Raw genomic sequence first — 20046 nt, 5'->3', positions numbered from 1 at the left:
AAACATATGCCTGGCGGGACAAAGATCCTTTCAGGCGGAAAATTAGCGTCACGCGGGCGAGATTCTTAACGGGAAATGTATGCATATTGTTCACACTGAAGCAGACGGCGGCAAAGGCGGACAGCCTCTGCGCATTATCAACGAATCGCTAGGGATGATTCAGCGTGGCCATCAGGTAACTATCCTTTGCCCGGAAACGGCGCCGCTGCACGCGCTGGCGCGCAATGCGGGGTTGACGGTTGTCAAGATGCCGTTGAAGCGTAAAAACCTTAAAAACTTGCAGCTGCTGCGCCGCTGGTTAAAGGATAACCGCCGGTCGATTGACGTCATCAATAGTCATAACTCCGCCGATACCTGGCTGGTGGCGCTGGCGAATCTGACACTCGCTAACCCCGTGCCGCTGGTCCGCACCCGTCATGCGTCAGGCGTACCGCGCAACAACTGGACGACCCGCTGGCTGTTTCGCACGGCCTGCACGCATATTGTGACTACGGGAGAGGCGCTACGTCATCAGGTGGCAAATATTGGCGTGCCGATGTCCCAGAGTACGTCGGTGCCAAGCGGTGTCGATACGCAGCGATTTCACCCGGGAGATAAGCACGAAGCCCGCGCGCATTGTGGCTTATCGGAGTCAGATTTCTGGCTGGGCGTGGTGTCGCATTTGCGCCCGAACAAAGGTCACAGCGTACTGCTGCGAGCCCTGGCGAAAATCGACAATCCGCAGATCAAGCTGGCGATTGTCGGCGAAGGCCCGCACAAAGCGACGCTGGAACAGGAAATTACCGCGCTGGGGTTACAGCAGCGGGTGGTTATGGCGGGACATCAAACCGATCCGGAACGCTGGTTCCCGGCGTTTGATATTGCGCTGAGCCCTTCGCACGATATGGAAGGTGTTCCGCAGGGCGTGCTGCAATCGTTAGCCTCCCGGATTGCAACCATTGCAACGGATGCTGGTGGAACGGGAGACGCGGTGATTAACGGCCAGACGGGGTTGTTAATCGCGCAGCGCGATGAAAACGCACTGCACGATGCCATAATGAAGCTCTATGACGACTCAGCCCTTCGCGAGACGCTCGCGCAACAGGGGTATGACTACCTGAGCACGCACTTTACCCGTGAATGTATGCTGGACGCGATGGAGAAGGTCTTCTCCGATGCCGCTCAGCGCAGCAAGTCGCGATAAAGCGCTTGTAGCTCGCGCGCCATTTTGTCCAGGGTGAAAGGCTCCGCAGTTGCACGTGCAGCAGCGGAGTAATCGACCCCCTGTTCTCGGCCTTTTAGCCACAGAGAGATGGCCCGCTGGTAACCTTCGCTGTCCAGCGCATCGCGTACCCAGCCGTTTTGACCCTCTGTTATCCACTCCGCCGCGCCGCAGCCGTGGCTGGTGAGCAGCGGCAAACCGCAGGCCAGCGCTTCCACGCAGACGTTCGGGAAGGGATCGTAGAGCGTCGGCAGGATAAGTGCATCAGCCGTGCCATACACTTCGCGGACGTTGGCAACGGGTCCAAGGAACTTCACGCGTGAGGAAACCCCCAGCGCTTGCGCCAGTTTTTCGAACTTCCGCGCATGTTTATCGCGCCCGGCAATCAACAGCCAGACGTCAGGATGCGCCACAATGGCGCGCAGCGCGGTGGCAACACCTTTACGGCTGAAACCTGACCCAACGTACGCCAGCACCGGCGCGGCAGGGGGAATTCCCAGCGCTTCACGCTGCGAAAGGGAGCGCACGTCAGGGCTGAACTGGTCCGTGTCGACGCCGTTATAGATCACCGTCAGCTTGTCATCCGACAGCCCGAAGCGACGGGCGATATCGTCGCGCACCATCTTCGAATTGCATATCACCTTGCGCAGCTGCGGATGGGTAAACATCTGCGTCTCAGCCTGCAGAATGTAGCGGTGATAGCGGCTCAGAGGTTGCGCCCAGCGCGCCAGCGGCGACAGAATACGACCATATTGCTCAAGCCAGGTGGCGTGAACCCCGTCGCCCGCCCGGAAAATGGTGGCTCCCGGTATGCGCTCGTGGCTTTGCACAATATCGAACTGCGCAAAATGCGCGGCGGCTTCGGCGGCAAAACCGGATTCACGAGCGATGCGATTGCGAAACGGCGGATTGACCGTCAGCGTTTTCCAGCCAGCGGCATCTTCCCACTGGCGGGCAATCAGCGTGACGTCAAGCGAGGTATCCTGTGCCAGCACGTTAAGCGCTCGTGAGACAAAACGCTCAGCGCCACCGTTGGAGTTGTAGGTCTGTCGAACAATCGCCAGCTTCATGCAGGGGTTTCCGTTTCCAGAAGCATTGTATCAATGGCGCTCAGCACCTGCTGCGGCGTGATAGCGGTGATGCAGTCTGAGACACCGCTGTCTCCGCAGCCCGCTTTCCCGCACGGCTGGCAGGTAAACCCGGCCACAATCACACGGTAATTTACCCCCCACGGCGCCCATTTGATGGCGCCAGTAGGACCAAATATGGCGACAGTCGGCGTACCGACGGCGCTTGCAAGGTGCATCGGCATGGAGTCCACACCGAAGTACACCCGCGCGTGCTTCATGAGCGCGCCCAGCTCTTTCAGGTTCAACTGACCGCTTAAATCAAAGACCGGCTGGGTGAGGGCAGCGCGCAGCTCATCCATGTAGGCCTTCTCTTCTTTTGACGGTGCGGCGGAGAGGATAATCGGCAGGCCGCGCGCCGCCAGGTTATCAATGGTCGCTGCCAGCTTTTTTATATCCCAGGCCTTAAACATCCAGCGTGAGGTCGGGTGAACCAGGATATAGGATTTACTCGTGAGCCCAAACCCGGCCAGTTTTTCGGCAACAGAGGCTTCTGCCGCATCGCCAGGTACAAAGAGGGTATGTTTGTCTTCGTCGGACTGCGGATGAATCCCGATCCGGCGCAGGGCGTCCAGATTGACCTCCACCATATGGCGGCTGTTGTCCTGAATCGCCGGGTAGAGCGTGGTGAACGATTTCACCCAGCGACGACGCGCCAGGCCCCCGCGTTTATCCGGCTTAAAGCCGACGGAGACGCGGGGCTTCAGGCGACGCGCCAGACGCGCGCCGTGCCAGTGTTCGGTCAGGTTAATCAGCACGTCATACTGACGGCCTTTCAGGATATTGAGCAGCGCGCGGTAGAGGCGGAATTGTTCAAACCACCCTTTTTTACGCCAGTTGCGCCCGATGGTATGGACCTGGTCGATATGAGGGTGGCTGGTCAGCATCGCCTGCGTGTCGTCATAGACCAGCGCGTCGACCTCCACGTTCGGCCAGTTCTTCTTGAGCACGGTGAACACCGGCGAAGTAAGCAGAACATCACCGTGGTGACGCAGCTTAACGATCAGCACGCGCTTTGGTGGACGCTCCGCTGAGAAAAAATCAGACATAGGCTCTCTCTGCTGCCAGCAAAGGCTCTAATTGCGCAAATACCGCAGCGGCACTGAGATCGCTCAGCTGCGATGAGTATTCCGGGCGGCAGATATATTGATTTTTTCCATAGCCGCCGATAAGACCCGGGTCCGTTGGGCCGTAAAGCGTAATATTAGGTCGATCCAGCGCCGCCGTCAGGTGGCTGAGGCCCGTATCCACGGAGACCACTGCTGCAGCGCCGGCCAACTCCTGGGCTACGCCATCAAGTTTCATGCGCGGCAGAACGTCAACGTAATCAAACCCTGCCGCCAGACGCCTGGCGCGTGCTTCTTCATGTGGTGCGCCCCACGGAAGTTTAATACGTAGCCCCGCATTTCCCAGCAGGCCGATCAGTTCGCGCCAGTGCGCCTCCGGCCAGTGTTTGTCATCGCGGGTCGTCGCATGAAGAAAAATCAGATAAGGCGCGCCTTTCTGTTGCGAACTGTGCAAAAAATGCTGCGAAATGGCGTAATCGCCCTGCGTTTCGGGCTTGGCATAGCCAAGACTCTTTGCAAACAGCTCGCGGGTACGTTCCACCGCGTGCTGTTGCTTCGCGATGTGGTGTCGGCGGTTATAGAACAGGCTCGCCAGCGGTTCGCGGGCGGTTTGCCAGTCCATGCCGTGCTTTACGCCATGCGCCAGACGCGTCACCAGCGCGGCGCTTTTGACCAGCCCCTGCGCGTCGATGATGGCATCGTAGCGTTGCGCCTGCACCGCCTCGCGGAAGGCTTTGCGTTCGGCTTTAATCGGAGCAGAGAACCACGCTTTGCGCCAGCGGCGAATCGCCACCGGGATCGCGCGGTCGACCGCTTCATGCCAGGTGGGGATTTGCGCGAAGCCCTCTTCCACTACCCAGTCAAAACGGATGCCGGGAATGGCCTGCATGGCGTCCGTTAGCGACGGCAGCGTATGCAGAACATCGCCCATTGACGAGGTTTTAACGATCAATACCCGCATCCGTTATCCTTCTTCGCTCAACAGCAGTTCGTTAAGCTCTTCCAGAACGCGCTGCGGGGTAATGTCGATCAGGCTCTGGTGATAGCCTTCTGCGGCATCGCCTTTGCGCACTTTGTGGTAACCGGTGATGAGGCGAATGACGCGCGCTTTATGGGAAAGCGGAGGCGTGAAGTCCGGGCTGCTTGGGCCATACAGCGCAACCAGCGGGCGGTCGAGCGCAGCGGCGACGTGCATCAGGCCTGAGTCGTTGGTAACCACGGCTTTACAGGCGGCAATCAGGATAACCGCCTGCTCAAGCTGGGTTTCTCCCGCCAGGTTGCGGCACCATGCCTGCTGTTCGTTACTGAGCGTCGCGAGGATTTCATTGCCTGCCTCGTGGTCTTTTGCCGAACCGAACAGAACTATCTGGTAGCCTTCGTCAATCAGCTGTTTCGCCAGCTCCGCATAGTGATAGTGCGGCCAGCGTTTTGCCGGGCCGAACTCGGCGCCAGGGCAGAAGCCAATCATCGGGCGTTCAGACGATAGTCCAAACGCGTTGCAGGTGTGGGATTTTTCACCCTCGTTAACCTGAAGCTGTGGCCAGAGCAGCGGCTGCGGCAGGTCTTTCGCGCTGCGCATCACGCCTTTGTCATAGGCCAGCGCCACGTAACGCTCCACCATCAGCGGCCAGGCTTCTTTATCCAGCACGCGCGCATCGTTCAGCAGGCCGTAGCGCATTTCACCGCGCCAGCCAGTACGGTGTGGGATGCCGGCAAAGAAGGGCACCAGGGCAGATTTAAAGGAGTTTGGCAGGACATACGCGCGGTCATAGCGCTTCTCGCGCAGGCTATGGCCGAGCTTGCGGCGTTCGCCAATTTCCAGCGCCCCGTGGCCAAGCGGCATCGGGAAAGCTTCATTCACTTCCGGCATACGCGATAACAGCGGACGGCACCAGGCGGGTGCCATCACGTCGATTATCGCCTGGGGATAGCGCGCCTTGAGCGTGCGATAGAGACTTTGCGACATCATCATGTCGCCCACCCATGACGGGCCGATCACCAGAATTCTCATACTTACGCGTCGCGGTTCAGCCAGGCCATATACTCCGTTACGCCTTCGGCAACGGTCTTGAACGGCTTGTCATAACCCGCTGCGCGCAGGTTGGTCAGATCGGCCTGAGTGAACGCCTGGTAGCGGCCTTTCAGCTTGTCCGGGAACGGAATGTACTCGATGCTGCCTTTTTTGTGATACGCCAGCGTAGCATCAGCCACCGCCTGGAAGGATTCTGCGCGGCCGGTACCCAGGTTGAAAATGCCGGAAACACCGTTTTCCCAGAACCACAGGTTTACTGCGGCAACGTCGCCCACATAAACGAAGTCGCGCTTAAAGCCGTCGCTGCCTTCGAACAGTTTCGGGCTTTCGCCATTATTCAACTGAGTATTCAGGTGGAATGCCACGCTTGCCATGCTGCCTTTGTGACCTTCGCGCGGCCCGTAAACGTTGAAGTAGCGGAAGCCCACAATCTGGGAGTTCGCTTCTGGCAGAACCTGACGCACGTACTCGTCGAACAGGAATTTGGAGTAACCGTAGACGTTCAGCGGCTGCTCATATTCGCGGGACTCGATAAAGTCCGAGGTGCGCCCGCCGTAGGTTGCCGCGGAGGAAGCGTACAGGAAGGGGATTTCACGCTCCAGGCAGTAGTGCAGGATCTCTTTGGAGTACTGATAGTTGTTGTCCATCATGTACTTGCCGTCCCACTCTGTGGTGGAAGAGCAGGCACCTTCATGGAAGATAGCTTCGATCTCGCCGAACTCCTCGCCTGCCATAATCTGGATAAGAAAGTCTTCTTTATCCATGTAGTCAGCGATGTTCAGATCCACCAGGTTGACGAACTTGGTGCCGTCTTTCAGGTTGTCAACCACCAGGATGTCGGTGATGCCTTTGTCATTAAGAGCCTTAACAATATTGCTGCCGATAAAGCCCGCGCCGCCGGTAACGATGATCATAACTGTAACCTTTGAAGTGTTGAGCCCGGGGACAATCCCGGACGCTAATGTCTTTATCATATCATTACAATGCCCGGTCTTCAGCCATTCACCGATATGCAGCAGGGGTACACGTGATTTATGCTGCAAAAACGACAAGAGATAATGTGTCATCTCGTCATGAACTATAGGTTTGGGTAATATGTCCCGAAATTTGCCGAGTCTGGAGAATTGCAATGCGTGGTGATTTTTACAAACAGTTAAACAGCGACCTCGACACCGCACGTGCGGAAGGGTTGTTCAAGGAAGAGCGTATTATCACGTCTGCTCAGCAGGCGGACATCACCGTTGCCGACGGCAGCCACGTGATCAACTTTTGTGCGAACAACTATTTAGGTCTTGCGAATCACCCTGAGCTGATTGCCGCGGCGAAAAACGGCATGGACACCCACGGTTTCGGTATGGCCTCCGTGCGCTTTATCTGCGGTACCCAGGACAGCCACAAGCAGCTTGAGAAAAAGCTGGCGAACTTCTTAGGAATGGAAGACGCCATTCTGTACTCCTCCTGCTTCGATGCCAACGGCGGTCTGTTTGAGACCCTGCTTGGAGCCGAAGACGCAATTATCTCCGACGCCCTGAACCACGCTTCCATCATTGACGGCGTGCGCCTGTGTAAAGCAAAGCGTTTCCGCTACGCCAACAACGACATGGTTGAGCTGGAAGCGCGTCTGAAAGAGGCGCGTGAAGCGGGGGCTCGCCACGTGCTGATCGCCACCGACGGCGTGTTCTCCATGGACGGCGTGATCGCTAACCTGAAGGGCGTGTGCGACCTGGCAGACAAGTACGACGCGCTGGTGATGGTCGATGACTCTCACGCGGTCGGCTTTGTCGGCGAAAACGGCCGCGGCTCGCACGAATACTGCGACGTGATGGGCCGCGTGGACATCATCACCGGTACGCTGGGCAAAGCGCTCGGCGGCGCGTCCGGCGGCTATACCGCCGCGCGTAAAGAGGTGGTTGAGTGGCTACGTCAGCGCTCCCGTCCGTACCTGTTCTCCAACTCCCTGGCGCCAGCCATTGTGTCTGCCTCCATCAAAGTGCTGGAGATGGTGGAGTCCGGCGCTGAGCTGCGCGACCGCCTGTGGTCCAACGCGCGCCTGTTCCGCGAAAAAATGAGCGCAGCAGGGTTCACACTTGCCGGTGCTGACCACGCCATTATTCCGGTGATGCTGGGCGATGCGGTTATCGCGCAGAACTTTGCCCGCGAACTGCAAAAAGAAGGTATTTACGTCACCGGGTTCTTCTTCCCGGTGGTGCCAAAAGGTCAGGCGCGTATCCGCACCCAGATGTCTGCGGCGCATACGCCTGAACAAATTGAACGTGCGGTGGAAGCCTTTACCCGCATCGGCAAACAGCTGGGCGTCATTGCCTGAGGACGTGTGATGAAAGCGTTATCCAAACTGAAAGCGGAAGAAGGGATTTGGATGACCGACGTGCCGGAACCGGAAGTCGGTCATAACGATCTGCTGATCAAAATTCGTAAAACGGCTATCTGCGGTACTGACGTTCACATCTATAACTGGGACCAGTGGTCGCAGAAAACCATTCCGGTACCGATGGTTGTCGGTCACGAGTACGTCGGCGAAGTGGTCGGTATCGGCCAGGAAGTGAAAGGCTTCAAAATTGGCGACCGCGTCTCCGGTGAAGGTCATATCACCTGCGGCCACTGCCGTAACTGCCGCGGCGGGCGTACCCACCTGTGCCGTAACACCGTTGGCGTGGGCGTGAACCGTCCGGGCTGCTTCGCAGAATACCTGGTGATCCCCGCGTTTAACGCGTTCAAAATTCCGGACAACATTTCTGACGATCTGGCCTCCATCTTCGACCCGTTCGGCAACGCGGTACACACGGCGCTCTCTTTCGATCTGGTCGGCGAAGACGTGCTGGTCTCCGGCGCGGGCCCCATCGGCATTATGGCCGCAGCGGTGGCAAAGCACGTGGGTGCGCGTAACGTCGTGATCACCGATGTGAATGAGTATCGCCTGTCGCTGGCGCGCAAAATGGGCGTGACCCGCGCGGTGGATGTATCGAAAGAGAGCCTGACCGACGTGATGGAAGAGCTGGGCATGACCGAAGGTTTTGACGTGGGTCTGGAGATGTCCGGTGCGCCGCCGGCGTTCCGCACGATGCTGGATACCATGAACCACGGTGGCCGCATCGCAATGCTGGGTATTCCGCCGTCGGATATGTCTATCGACTGGAACAAAGTCATCTTTAAAGGACTGTTCATCAAAGGCATCTATGGCCGTGAGATGTTTGAAACCTGGTACAAGATGGCAGCGTTGATTCAGTCTGGTCTGGATCTGTCCCCCATTATCACCCATCGTTTCTCCATTGATGAGTTCCAGAAAGGCTTTGACGCAATGCGTTCAGGGCAGTCCGGGAAAGTAATTTTGAGCTGGGATTAAATCTGCCTGCTGGCACCGCTTTTACGGGTGCCAGCACTTTCCCTTAGCGGTTTGACTTTCCAGAAGTTACTTGTTAACTTTTGGCGAAATTTTCTCCATTCTGTCTTCTCCGCACGTTCATTCTGGCAGTCAAAATGATTACGTCAGGAAAGATATTGCCAGGCTAATCAGGTCATTATGTCCACACTGTTTTCACAGAAGTTGGTTGACACTCCTTCGCGATTTACCGCTTTCTTTACAGTGGTTATTTCTCTGCTAATAGTCATTGGCGTTAATATTATTCATGCTAAATATAATGCTGTGATTAATCGTACGCTGGTCTTCGCGCTGATATTGCTGACGTTAAAATGTATAAACAATAAATTAATCAGGAATGTACTGGCGATTATTTTATTAATTCCGGTTGCGGCAGATATTACTTTGCAGTTATATGCATGGAGTAATTTCAATTCTGCGTTTAGTTATGGGTTTGCGCTTAGCGTACTGAATACGACACCGGGTGAAGCAAGTTCAATGCTTGGTTTGTACTGGCGCGATTGCCTGATTTTTATCACCCTGTCTGCGTTGTTCATTTATACCGCCAATACCGGCATGTGGCCTGTCGCGCCGCGTTATCGTCGCTGGCCCGCCATTGCGCTTGCCGTCACGCTGCTGGCTTTTTATGGCCAGGCTTTGCAGCATCAGCTCAGGAAAAGCAGCGTCGAAAGCCTGGCGCAGCGCGTAGTTCAGGCGACACCTGTCAGTACGTCAAAAGTCTTTATGCAGGCCATCGAAGATAATGCCGTGGTGGCCAACATTGGCAACAACATTCCTGATTATAAAATCACACTATCTGATACCGGTATCGAGAACTATGTTCTGATTGTTGGCGAGTCCGAGCGTACGGTAAATATGGGTATCTATGGTTATCAACGAGATACGACTCCAGAGCTGGAGAAGCAAAAATCGCAACTCTTACTGTTCCGCAATGCCGTTACACCTGCACCTGTCACGATTATGGCGGTACCGCTGGCGTTGACTGCGGATAGCGTGAATGCCCGCGATCCGCGCAAATATGGCGATAACGTCGTCAATATCGCGAACAAAGCAGGATATGATACTTACTGGTTTAGCCGCCAGGGCAAAGGAGGGGCGCATAATAACGTGATTACCGGAATTGCCCTGAACACGAAACAGCATGAATGGATTGATGGGGGCTACGACGAAGACCTTCTGCCGCTGTTGCAGAGTGCGCTAAAAACGCCGGGCAAAAAATTGATTGTTCTGCATTTGTACGGAAGCCACGAGCCTTCCTGCCGACGTTTCCCGGCCAGCCAGGCGGTGTTGCACGGTGATAATGAAGCCGATGATTGTTATGACAACTCTGTGCGATATACGGATACGTTGATGGGCAAGATTTTTAACCTGCTGGAAAACTCGCGTTCATCAGTCATGTATTTCTCCGATCATGGCCTGATCCGCGATCCGAAGCGTGCTGTAGCATACTCCCACGGTAACGTTAATCCTTCACGGGAGGCCCTGCAAATCCCAGTGTTTATCTGGTATGGACATCAGGTAGATTCCGATAAAAAGTACACCGGAGACTACAATACCGTCTGGTCTGCGGATGATATTAATACGCTAGCTGAGCTTTGGCTTGGAATCCATCGTCAGGGAGAACCTGTCCAGTCTGTACACTCCTGGCTTGCCGGTTACAATAAGAACGTCACCGTGCTGGACACGACCGGAAAGTCCTATGAATGGCGTAATATTCGTTAACGCAGGTGCGATAAATTTGTTTGATCAGGTTGCTAGCCTGCTTTGTTTTTTAGAAATGGAATGATGATGATTAATATAGAGCGAAATAAGGTCCAGTTTGTTTTGATGCAATTACTCTTCGGAGTGTGTGCTATTGGTTTTGGGTGTGTAGTCGTTTCACCTAATTTATCCGCCAAAGTTTTGGGTCTGGCGGGTATTATCGCATTCATTGCTATCCTGTTGGATATTAGAAATTTCAAAAAGAACGATGTATTCTGGCTTTGTTTGATCATGCTGGTCATAGGGATTTGCGATCTGGTCTGGTACCGGATGTATAAGATAGACAGTGAAGCGATAAACTCATATCGTGCCTATCTGGAAGCAGGGAAAATCTGCCTGTTCGGGGCATTCTCTATCTTCGTGCTTGTTAGCAGAGAACAATTTAAAATCGGCAGCAATAAGATTCACATGTTGCTGGTTATTGCACTTCAGGTGATGATTGTTGTTTATGCGGGGTACCAGCATCTGTTTCTTGAAAACCAAAGGGTAACGCTCTCCCTGGCCGGTGGGACGGATGCAACGGGGGCCGCTTACACCATTACCTTTATCTCGTTCTACACAATACTGGTGCTTCAGCACGGTTCAGGAAAATGGAAAGATCTGTTTATACTTGGACACTTCTTTATCACCTTCCTGGTATTGGTGGCGACAGAAACGCGCGCAGCTATTTTGACATATCCGATTATTTTCTTCGCCTTGCTGGTGGTGAAACTTTATAAGGAAAAACATATCCCGTGGAAGGGCGTTGCTGTTTTTCTGATTGCTTTGCTAGCTGGCGCATTTATGATGAAAGATAGCCTTGTTAAGCGTTATAACGACTTTAACAATGATATCATTTCTTATGATAAAGCAAACAGTGCAACTTCGGTTGGTGCCCGTTTTGCCATGTGGAAGGTGGGACTGATTGCATCTAAAAATAATTATTTATGGCAATCTACTGATGAGCGAAATGTAAAGATAATCGCAGCGGTTAATAAAGACCCTAGCTTATCAGGCGCGCTGGATCACATTCGCGGCCATCTTCATAATGAAATCGTTGAAACGCTTTCTGTAAAAGGTCCTTCAGGCGTTATTCTTTATATTCTTTTTGTAATATCACTTGGTTGGTATGCATTGCGTAAACGAAAAAGTATTATTCTGTTCGCTTTCCTGGTCTCGATTGTTATGTTCGGCGTGGGTGGCGTGATGTTCTATTCAAAAACAACGCCTGTTGCCTGGATGTTAACGCTGATAATGTCGGTTGTTTTCCTGGAACAGAACAAACATCGTACGGTCATTAAGTAATCGTTTTGATTCTCCATCGGGAAAAAGGTATTCTCCCGATGGAGAAATACCTTTTACCAGACGAGCCCGCCATGAACGAACTGATTTCAGTCATCATCACAACCTTCAACAGAGAGGCGTTGCTGGAACGCGCAATTCGTTCAGTTATTGCTCAGACATATCCTGCGGTAGAATTGGTTATTGTTGATGATTGCTCTAATGAGAAAACAGCTCAACTGATAGAGCGCATGCGCGCAGAGTGTGAAGCGCGTTTTGAGCATTTCATCTACGAACGTAACGAAAAGAACAGCGGTTCTAACTTCAGCCGTAACCGGGGCTATGCGCTTTCACACGGTGTGTTTGTCACGGGACTGGATGACGACGATTATTTCCTGCCAGAACGTCTGACGAAACTTGCTGAGCGGTACGATGATAAGTATGCCTTTGTGACGGATACCCCCGCCAGGCTGGACAAAACCCACCGCACCTATCCGGATACTGATGATAAAAGGCTCATTGAGCTACAGGATATTTTGTGCGAGAACGTGGTGGGCAATCAGGTATTGACCACTAAAGAAAAACTGTTAGGCGTAGGCGGGTTTTCTCCTGAAATTAAACAGCAACAAGATCGCGATGTCTGGATTAAATTAATTCTGAAATATGGCCCAGGTATCAAATACAGTTTCAGTACGGCGATGGTGGATGCTGAACACGGGAGCGATCGGATTACGTCACAAGTTAAAAAATACAATGCGTACCGTAAGCTCTATTTTAAATATCGTCAGCATATGTCTGAAGTGACTCGCAGCAATAATTTATTCCAGCTTATGTCGTTTCGTGGTTTTAAATCAACGCGCATGAATTGCCTTTTACGTGGGCGTAAAAAAGATGCTAAGTTAAAAATGAAACTGTTTCGCCGTACTCTAAAAGAGCTATTCTGAAATGAATAAGGTGAAATGATGAATCTCAATGTAACGAATAAGCTCATCAAGAAAACCCGACGCTGGCACAAAAAAACGGGTTTCTCTCTCTTCCAGCGTGCGGCCAGCCATTTTGAGCGGAAGAAAAAAGAGACGATTTTTAGCGTTATTGATGACCTGAAGGTTCAGCCTGACGATTCGTACGCAACGGAACCGATGCAATCACGCATTATCTGGATCTGCTGGTTCCAGGGGCTGGATAGCGCACCTGAGTTGGTGAAACGCTGCATTGCCTCCGTACAACGTAACACGCCTGATGCGCAGGTCATCATCCTGACGGATGAGAATATCCCGGACTACCTTATTCTCCCTGAACACATCAAAACGAAATACCACGCCGGGCTTATCAGTAAGGCGCAATACTCGGATATTGTTCGCTGTTCGCTGCTGTATCAATACGGCGGGATCTGGATGGACGCGACGGTGTTCATGACGAAGCCGGTACCGGAAACATTTTTTGAGAATAGTTTTTCATCGCTGCGTTTTGATTCGTCTGAAAACGCATTGAGCCAGGGCTACTGGACGGCCTATTTTCTAGCCGCCCAAAAGGGAAGCTCACTGGTGAAGATGATACGGGATATTCTGTATTGCTACTGGCAGCACCACGATACTCTAATTGAGTACTTCCTGATCGATTACAGTTTCTTATATGCGCGCGAGCGCTATCCGCAGTTTCGTCAGGTCATGGATCAACAACCGGTCACCGGGAATAATCGTTTTTTGATTCGCCAGTTCATCTCAGAAAAACCTGATTTGGCGGCATTGATGACGCTAAATAATGATCCCGTGGGCATTTATAAGCTCTCACACAAAGAGCAATATCGAACTACAGATAACGGCCTGCCGACGATATACAGCCAGATCCTCGAGGGTTCTTTCCACCTTTAGTAATAAAAAAGCCACCGTCATGGTGGCTTTTTTCTCATCACGCTTTCTTACCCCATCCCTGCCACTGCTGCTGGACGTATTTCACCAGCGTACTGTTGCTGATGCTGTCGCCAATGACAGAGAAGAAGCGGGTCGCGTAGACCGGCTCAAGCGGTTGCTTCGGTACGCAGTGCTTCACGCCGCGGAACGGATTACGCGGCGCTGTCGGTGCAGGCTGTGCAGAATTCGGTGTAGAGGTATCCACCTGCGGCTCGTTCAGCAGATCGCTCGGCCGTACCAGGGTGATATCGGAAGGCAAGGTCGGCAGCATTTGCTGCAGGACGCGAACGGTAGACGGGTGCGGGTGACCGATGGCAATGGCCGAACCATTGCGGCGGGCCAGCTGTACCGCGCGATTAAACTGCACGCGAATATCGGCGTCGTTCTGGGTATCATCCAGGAACACCTTGCGCTTAATCACCTTTACGCCCGTTCCCTGAGCGGCACGCATCGCCTGGCTGTTGCCGATGGTCATGCTGTCGAGGAAATAGAGGTTGTAGCGCTCCAGCGCCTGCATCACCTTCAGCATCCCGTACAGGCTCGACGTCATCGCGCTGCCCATATGGTTGTTCAGCCCCACGGCATACGGCACTTTGTTGTATGCGTCGCGGATGATGCGCTCGATCTCGTCGCTGCTCATATCCGGGCGGAGGGTATCTTTTTCCAGCGGCTGCTTGCTGAGCGGTGCCATTGGCAGATGGATAAGAACCTGATGCCCGGTATTGTGGGCTTTGGTCGCCATCTCACGCGCGTGGGGGGCATTCGGAAGGACGGCGACCGAGATGGCTGACGGCATCGCCAGCACCTGGTTTTCATAGTGTGGACGATAACCGAAGTCATCAATCACGATAGCGAGCTTACCTGCGTATACCGGAGCAGCCAGCGCCAGCGCGCTGACGACGGAGAGAACTATTCGACGAAACTGAAGCAAAACTTATCTTCCCAACCACGGCTGTGGATTGACCGCCTGACCCTGGCGACGAATTTCGAAATAGAGTGACGGGCGGCCCTGACCGCCACTGCTGCCCACAAGGGCGATGGGTTGGCCCGCGCGCACCTGCGTGCCGACGCTGACCAGCGCGCTCTGGTTGTAGCCGTAAAGGCTCATATCACCTTTACCGTGTTCGACCACCACCACCAGTCCGTAGCCCTGCAGCCAGTCGGCCAGAATTACGCGGCCATCGGCGATGGCTTTCACTTCGCTACCTTCAGACGCACCGATAACTATCCCTTTCCAACGTAGCTCACCCTGCAGCTGTTCGCCATAGCGATGCAGAATTGAGCCGCGAACGGGCCAGAAAGCCTGACCGCGAGGAGAGCCTAAGCCACCGGTACGCGACATCAGGGAACGTTCGCTTTCGCTTGGCTTGTAGGTGGTCCCTTTGCGGGACGCTTCCTGCTGCTTGTCGCGAACGACCTGCGCCTCGCGCGCCTCTTTTTCGGCACGCGCTTTCGCCGCGGCTTCCGCACGGGCGATGCTGTTACGCAGTTTGGATTCGTTGGCGCGCATTTCGCCAAGCTGGCTCTGACCTTCCTGAATGGAGGACTCAAGGCGGGAAAGGGTTTTCTTACGCTCGTTGCGCGCCTGCTCAAGCTTCGCCTGCTGGGCCTGCTGATCGTAGAGCAGCGTCTGCTGCTGGCTCTGCTTCTCTTCAAGCTCGGCTTTTTGCGTGGTGACCTCTTCGCGCGTCTGCTTCAGCTGCGCGATCGTTTCCTGACGCGCCTGGTTCAGATAGCCAAAGTAGGCCTGCAGGCGCTGGCCGCGCTGGCTCTCTTCACCGCTGAGGATCAGCTGCAGTCCGGTATGTTCACCCTGGCGGAATGCGGCATCAAGCTGAGCCGCAAGATTGCGCTCCTGTGCATCACGCTGGCGTTCCAGTTTGGCAATCGACGCGTTCATCTCGTCAATCTGTTTATTCAACTGGGTGAGGGTGTTTTGCGTTTCACGTAATTGACGTGCGGCGGCGGAGATGGCCTCTTCCTGCTGCTTAAGCTGGGCGAGCAGAGTGGCGCGCTGCTGCTGCTGCTGGCGAACCGCACGCTCTTTAGCGGCGATATCGGCCTGAATGGATTTCAGCTGGTCGCGGTCATCCGCGTGGGCGGATGCGGCGCACAGCAATACGCCAGCGCTGAGTGCGCTGGCGCAAAGCAAAGGTCTGACTGATAACCTAAGCGGCTTCACGACCCATGTGATTGAAAAAATCGCCTTTCCCCTCATGGGGAGCGATTATTCCACGATGAACAGCGGCTTACCAGTCATCTCTTCAGGGATCGGCATACCCATCAGCGACAACATGGTTGGCGCGATGTCAGAAAGCTTGCCGCCTTCCACTGCTTTCAGTGATTTATCGCCAACATAAATCAGCGGAACAGGCAGGTTGGTATGGGCCGTGTGCGCCTGGCCGGTCGCCGGGTCGCGCATCTGTTCAGCGTTGCCGTGGTCAGCGGTGATCAGCAGCTGGCCGCCAACGGATTCCACCGCTTTCGCGACCTGCTCAACGCAGTTATCCAGCGCTTCAACCGCTTTCACCGCCGCTTCCATCACCCCGGTATGACCGACCATGTCGCCATTCGGGTAGTTACAGATGATGGTGTCGTATTTGCCACTCTCGATGGCCGCAACCAGTTTTTCAGTCAGCTCGGCAGAACTCATTTCTGGCTGCAGATCGTAAGTGGCGACTTTCGGCGAGTTAATCAGAATACGGTCTTCGCCTTTGAACGGCTCTTCAACGCCGCCGTTAAAGAAGAAGGTCACGTGCGCATATTTCTCGGTTTCAGAGATGCGCAGCTGTGTCTTATCATTCTTCGCCATCCACTCACCGAAAGTGTTTGCCAGCGAGGCCGGCGGGTAAGCGCATGGGGCTTTGATATCGGCGGCGTATTCGGTCAACTGGATGAAGTCGAGATTCACCACTTTCTTACGGGCGAAGCCGTCGAAGTCGCTGTTGACGAACGCGCGGGTAATTTCGCGCGCGCGGTCAGCGCGGAAGTTCATGAAGATCAGCGCGTCGCCATCTTCCATCGCGGCATCCGCCTGGCCTTCAGCGCGAATCACGGACGCTTTCACGAATTCGTCGTTTTCATCACGCGCGTATGCGGCTTCCAGCGCTTCCACGGCTGTCGCGAACTGGAATTCACCTTTTGCCAGGGTCATCAGGTCATAGGCCTGTTCTACGCGATCCCAGCGGTTGTCGCGGTCCATGGCGTAATAACGGCCAATGATGGACGCAACGCGGCCTTTACCCAGCGCGGCGAATTTGTCTTCGAAGGCTTTCAGGGAGCCTTTTGCGCTGCGCGGTGGCGTATCGCGACCGTCCAGGAAGGCGTGCAGATAGATTTTTTCCGCACCGCGCTCAGCGGCCAGCTCAACCATCGCCATGATGTGATCTTCGTGGCTGTGAACGCCGCCTGCAGAGAGCAGGCCCATGATGTGTACGGCCTTGCCAGCGGCAACGGCTTTATCAACCGCGCCAGACAGCGTTGGGTTGGAGAAGAAGGTACGTTCTTTAATTTCAACGTCCAGACGCGTCAGATCCTGATACACGATACGCCCGGCGCCCAGGTTAACGTGACCCACTTCGGAGTTGCCCATCTGGCGGTCCGGCAGGCCCACTTCCAGGCCAGACGCGTCAATCAGCGTATGCGGACGTTTTGCCCACAGCGCATCCATGACCGGGGTTTTGGCGTTGAAAATAGCGTTATCCTGGCTGTCTTCACGGTAGCCATAGCCATCCAGAATCACCAGTACCATAGGTTTTTTAGAAACCGACATTGCGACAACCTCATGCTCAAGAGTCAAAATTTGCGTAATTTTACTACAGCTGAATCGATCAAATAGCCGCAGAAGATCAAAGAAAGCGCAGGGGCAAGGGGGTGACCAGACCATTTTGAGGCATTTTTTTAGGTGGCATGCCGCAGAAAATGGATTAGGTTATGGTCGCTGGCTGTATTTGCCAGAACGCACAGGTATACTCCTGTCCTGGTTTTTTTTATCACTTAGTCGGGAGTAGTTACCCTCCATGCAAGAAATTATGCAATTCGTTAGCCGCCATCCGGTACTGAGCATCGCGTGGATTGGCCTGCTGGCTGCTGTGCTGTTCACCACATTTAAGAGCCTGACGTCTAAGATTAAGGTTATCACCCGTGGTGAAGCGACGCGTCTGATTAACAAAGAAGATGCCGTCGTTGTCGATCTGCGTCAGCGTGACGATTTCCGTAAAGGTCACATTGCGGGTGCAATCAACCTGTTGCCAGCTGAAATCAAAGCGAACAACGTCGGTGAGCTTGAGAAACACAAAGCCCAGCCGATTATCGTTGTTGATGCGACCGGCATGCAGGCACAGGAATCTGCCAGCGCGCTTTATAAAGCGGGCTTCGAAAACGTAACGGTGCTGAAAGAAGGTATTTCCGGCTGGAGCGGGGAGAATCTTCCTTTGGTTCGCGGTAAATAAGGAGTTCAGTCATGGCCAATATTGAGATCTACACCAAAGCGACGTGCCCGTTCTGCCATCGCGCGAAAGCGCTGCTGAACAGCAAAGGCGTCACGTTCCAGGAACTGCCGATCGACGGTGACGCGATCAAACGCGAAGAGATGATCAAACGTAGCGGTCGTACGACGGTTCCGCAGATTTTTATTGATGCGCAGCACATTGGCGGCTGTGATGACTTGTATGCGCTCGACGCCCGTGGTGGACTCGATCCGCTGCTGAGCTAAGAGACTTTAGGACAATTAAAAAGGGTTTTTCCATGTCAGAACAAAACAATACCGAAATGACTTTCCAGATCCAGCGCATCTACACCAAAGATGTTTCTTATGAAGCGCCAAATGCGCCACATGTTTTCCAGAAAGACTGGCAGCCAGAGGTTAAACTTGATCTGGATACCGCATCTACCCAGCTGGCAGATGACGTGTATGAAGTCGTACTGCGTGTGACCGTTACCGCGTCTCTGGGTGAAGAAACTGCATTCCTGTGTGAAGTACAGCAGGGCGGCATCTTCTCTATCGGCGGTATCGAAGGCAACCAGATGGCGCATTGCCTGGGTGCGTACTGCCCGAACATTCTGTTCCCGTACGCGCGTGAATGCATCACCAGCCTGGTTTCTCGCGGTACATTCCCGCAACTGAACCTTGCGCCAGTTAACTTTGATGCGCTGTTCATGAACTATCTGCAGCAGCAGGCTGGCGAAGGTGCTGAACAACATCAGGATGCCTGATGAGCACTGTTAATGCGTCAATGACTGTGATCGGTGCCGGCTCATACGGCACCGCTCTTGCCATCACGCTGGCAAGAAATGGTCACGAAGTGGTTCTCTGGGGCCACGATCCAAAACATATCGCCACGCTGCAGCGCGACCGTTGCAACGTCGCGTTCCTCCCGGACGTTCCGTTCCCCGACTCCCTGCACCTTGAAAGCGACCTTGCGACCGCGCTGGCGGCCAGCCGCAACATTCTGATTGTGGTCCCGAGCCATGTATTTGGCGACGTGCTGCGTCAGATTAAGCCGCTGATGCGCCCGGATGCGCGCATTGTCTGGGCGACAAAAGGGCTGGAAGCCGAGACCGGACGCCTGCTGCAGGACGTTGCCCGCGAAGCGCTGGGTAATGATATCCCGCTGGCGGTCATCTCCGGCCCGACCTTTGCCAAAGAGCTGGCCGCTGGCCTGCCAACGGCGATTTCGCTGGCATCAACCGATCAGACCTTCTCCGACGATCTGCAACAGCTGCTGCACTGCGGCAAGAGCTTCCGCGTCTACAGCAACCCCGATTTTATCGGCGTACAGCTGGGCGGTGCGGTGAAGAACGTGATTGCGATTGGTGCCGGGATGTCCGACGGCATTGGCTTCGGCGCCAACGCGCGTACCGCGCTGATCACCCGAGGGCTGACCGAGATGTCCCGCCTTGGCGAAGCGCTGGGCGCCGATCCAGCCACCTTTATGGGGATGGCGGGTCTGGGCGACCTGGTGCTGACCTGTACCGACAACCAGTCTCGTAACCGCCGTTTTGGCATGATGCTCGGACAGGGCAGCGATGTAAAAGGCGCGCAGGAGAAGATTGGTCAGGTGGTTGAAGGCTACCGCAATACCAAAGAAGTTCGCGAGTTGGCGCACCGGTTTGGTGTCGAAATGCCAATAACCGAGGAAATTTATCAGGTATTGTATTGCGGAAAAAATGCGCGCGAGGCAGCATTGACCTTATTAGGCCGTGCGCGCAAGGACGAGCGCAGCAGTAACTAGTCGGAACCGTTATCACCTGAATGACCCAGCCAGCGCAGAACTGGCTGGTCATTATACT

The 20046-nt window shown here is 54.4% G+C and carries 19 protein-coding genes; 11 read left to right on the top strand and 8 right to left on the bottom strand.

The features are described from left to right. Nucleotides 1-79: 79 nt before the first annotated feature. Nucleotides 80-1183, top strand: a complete 1104-nt coding sequence (locus AC3WOK_RS18525) for a glycosyltransferase family 4 protein (RefSeq protein ID WP_492354939.1) — start codon at nucleotides 80-82, stop codon at nucleotides 1181-1183. On the opposite strand, the gene AC3WOK_RS18520 is transcribed toward AC3WOK_RS18525, so the two are convergent. The 5 genes from AC3WOK_RS18520 to rfaD are packed head-to-tail and all read right to left on the bottom strand — an operon-like array spanning nucleotide 1162 to nucleotide 6341. Continuing rightward, nucleotides 1162-2271 (bottom strand): glycosyltransferase family 4 protein, encoded by a 1110-nt coding sequence (locus tag AC3WOK_RS18520; protein WP_492354938.1) that lies wholly within the window; start codon nucleotides 2269-2271, stop codon nucleotides 1162-1164. The genes AC3WOK_RS18525 and AC3WOK_RS18520 overlap by 22 nt on opposite strands. Further along, nucleotides 2268-3377, bottom strand: coding sequence for a putative lipopolysaccharide heptosyltransferase III (rfaQ, locus tag AC3WOK_RS18515; RefSeq protein ID WP_059312388.1), 1110 nt, complete (start codon nucleotides 3375-3377; stop codon nucleotides 2268-2270). Before rfaQ ends, AC3WOK_RS18520 begins: the two co-directional genes overlap by 4 nt. After that, nucleotides 3370-4356, bottom strand: a complete 987-nt coding sequence (rfaC, locus tag AC3WOK_RS18510; protein WP_063431739.1) for a lipopolysaccharide heptosyltransferase RfaC — start codon at nucleotides 4354-4356, stop codon at nucleotides 3370-3372. Before rfaC ends, rfaQ begins: the two co-directional genes overlap by 8 nt. 3 nt (nucleotides 4357-4359) lie before the next feature. Next, nucleotides 4360-5406 (bottom strand): ADP-heptose--LPS heptosyltransferase RfaF, encoded by a 1047-nt coding sequence (gene rfaF, locus AC3WOK_RS18505; protein WP_492354937.1) that lies wholly within the window; start codon nucleotides 5404-5406, stop codon nucleotides 4360-4362. Nucleotides 5407-5408: 2 nt separating this feature from the next. After that, the gene (rfaD, locus tag AC3WOK_RS18500; RefSeq protein WP_008502707.1) at nucleotides 5409-6341 is read right to left on the bottom strand and encodes an ADP-glyceromanno-heptose 6-epimerase; all 933 of its coding nucleotides are present in this window, start codon (nucleotides 6339-6341) and stop codon (nucleotides 5409-5411) included. 215 nt (nucleotides 6342-6556) lie between these two features. Between rfaD and kbl the strand changes: the two genes are divergently transcribed. The 6 genes from kbl (at nucleotide 6557) to AC3WOK_RS18470 (ending at nucleotide 13716) form a co-directional block, all read left to right on the top strand. After that, entirely contained in the window at nucleotides 6557-7753 is a 1197-nt protein-coding gene (gene kbl, locus AC3WOK_RS18495) for a glycine C-acetyltransferase (protein WP_492354936.1), read from the top strand. A gap of 9 nt (nucleotides 7754-7762) precedes the next feature. Continuing rightward, nucleotides 7763-8788 (top strand): L-threonine 3-dehydrogenase, encoded by a 1026-nt coding sequence (gene tdh / locus AC3WOK_RS18490; protein ID WP_447854914.1) that lies wholly within the window; start codon nucleotides 7763-7765, stop codon nucleotides 8786-8788. Between the two features lie 177 nt (nucleotides 8789-8965). Next, nucleotides 8966-10546, top strand: a complete 1581-nt coding sequence (locus AC3WOK_RS18485) for a phosphoethanolamine transferase family protein (RefSeq protein WP_492354935.1) — start codon at nucleotides 8966-8968, stop codon at nucleotides 10544-10546. A 60-nt stretch (nucleotides 10547-10606) separates the two neighbouring features. Next, nucleotides 10607-11869 (top strand): O-antigen ligase family protein, encoded by a 1263-nt coding sequence (locus AC3WOK_RS18480; RefSeq protein ID WP_492354934.1) that lies wholly within the window; start codon nucleotides 10607-10609, stop codon nucleotides 11867-11869. 71 nt (nucleotides 11870-11940) lie between these two features. Next, nucleotides 11941-12789, top strand: a complete 849-nt coding sequence (locus AC3WOK_RS18475) for a glycosyltransferase (protein ID WP_492354933.1) — start codon at nucleotides 11941-11943, stop codon at nucleotides 12787-12789. Nucleotides 12790-12804: 15 nt separating this feature from the next. Next, nucleotides 12805-13716 carry a capsular polysaccharide synthesis protein gene (locus tag AC3WOK_RS18470; protein WP_235836453.1) on the top strand — a complete coding sequence of 304 codons (912 nt, stop codon included), beginning with the start codon at nucleotides 12805-12807 and terminating at the stop codon, nucleotides 13714-13716. Nucleotides 13717-13753: 37 nt separating this feature from the next. Here the strand turns inward: AC3WOK_RS18470 and AC3WOK_RS18465 are convergent, their stop codons facing one another. From AC3WOK_RS18465 to gpmM, 3 genes are read right to left on the bottom strand one after another with little or no spacing between them, the layout of a single operon-like run. Beyond that, nucleotides 13754-14686, bottom strand: coding sequence for a divergent polysaccharide deacetylase family protein (locus tag AC3WOK_RS18465; RefSeq protein ID WP_047347579.1), 933 nt, complete (start codon nucleotides 14684-14686; stop codon nucleotides 13754-13756). A 3-nt stretch (nucleotides 14687-14689) separates the two neighbouring features. Continuing rightward, nucleotides 14690-15949 carry a murein hydrolase activator EnvC gene (gene envC / locus AC3WOK_RS18460; protein WP_242658897.1) on the bottom strand — a complete coding sequence of 420 codons (1260 nt, stop codon included), beginning with the start codon at nucleotides 15947-15949 and terminating at the stop codon, nucleotides 14690-14692. Between the two features lie 33 nt (nucleotides 15950-15982). Further along, nucleotides 15983-17527 carry a 2,3-bisphosphoglycerate-independent phosphoglycerate mutase gene (gene gpmM, locus AC3WOK_RS18455; protein WP_492354932.1) on the bottom strand — a complete coding sequence of 515 codons (1545 nt, stop codon included), beginning with the start codon at nucleotides 17525-17527 and terminating at the stop codon, nucleotides 15983-15985. 247 nt (nucleotides 17528-17774) lie between these two features. On the opposite strand from gpmM, the gene AC3WOK_RS18450 reads away from it, so the two are divergent. From AC3WOK_RS18450 to gpsA, 4 genes are read left to right on the top strand one after another with little or no spacing between them, the layout of a single operon-like run. Then, nucleotides 17775-18206 (top strand): rhodanese-like domain-containing protein, encoded by a 432-nt coding sequence (locus AC3WOK_RS18450; RefSeq protein ID WP_014882007.1) that lies wholly within the window; start codon nucleotides 17775-17777, stop codon nucleotides 18204-18206. 11 nt (nucleotides 18207-18217) lie between these two features. Then, nucleotides 18218-18469, top strand: coding sequence for a glutaredoxin 3 (grxC, locus tag AC3WOK_RS18445; protein ID WP_023309914.1), 252 nt, complete (start codon nucleotides 18218-18220; stop codon nucleotides 18467-18469). A gap of 32 nt (nucleotides 18470-18501) precedes the next feature. Beyond that, a complete protein-coding gene (gene secB / locus AC3WOK_RS18440; protein WP_047347582.1) occupies nucleotides 18502-18969 on the top strand; it encodes a protein-export chaperone SecB in 468 nt (155 codons plus the stop codon). Further along, nucleotides 18969-19988, top strand: coding sequence for an NAD(P)H-dependent glycerol-3-phosphate dehydrogenase (gpsA, locus tag AC3WOK_RS18435; protein ID WP_059312381.1), 1020 nt, complete (start codon nucleotides 18969-18971; stop codon nucleotides 19986-19988). Before secB ends, gpsA begins: the two co-directional genes overlap by 1 nt. The last annotated feature ends 58 nt before the right edge of the window (nucleotides 19989-20046 follow it).

The organism is Enterobacter sp. FW301-JW81 (assembly GCF_058788735.1).
This window is presented reverse-complemented; position numbering and strand designations above follow the sequence as displayed.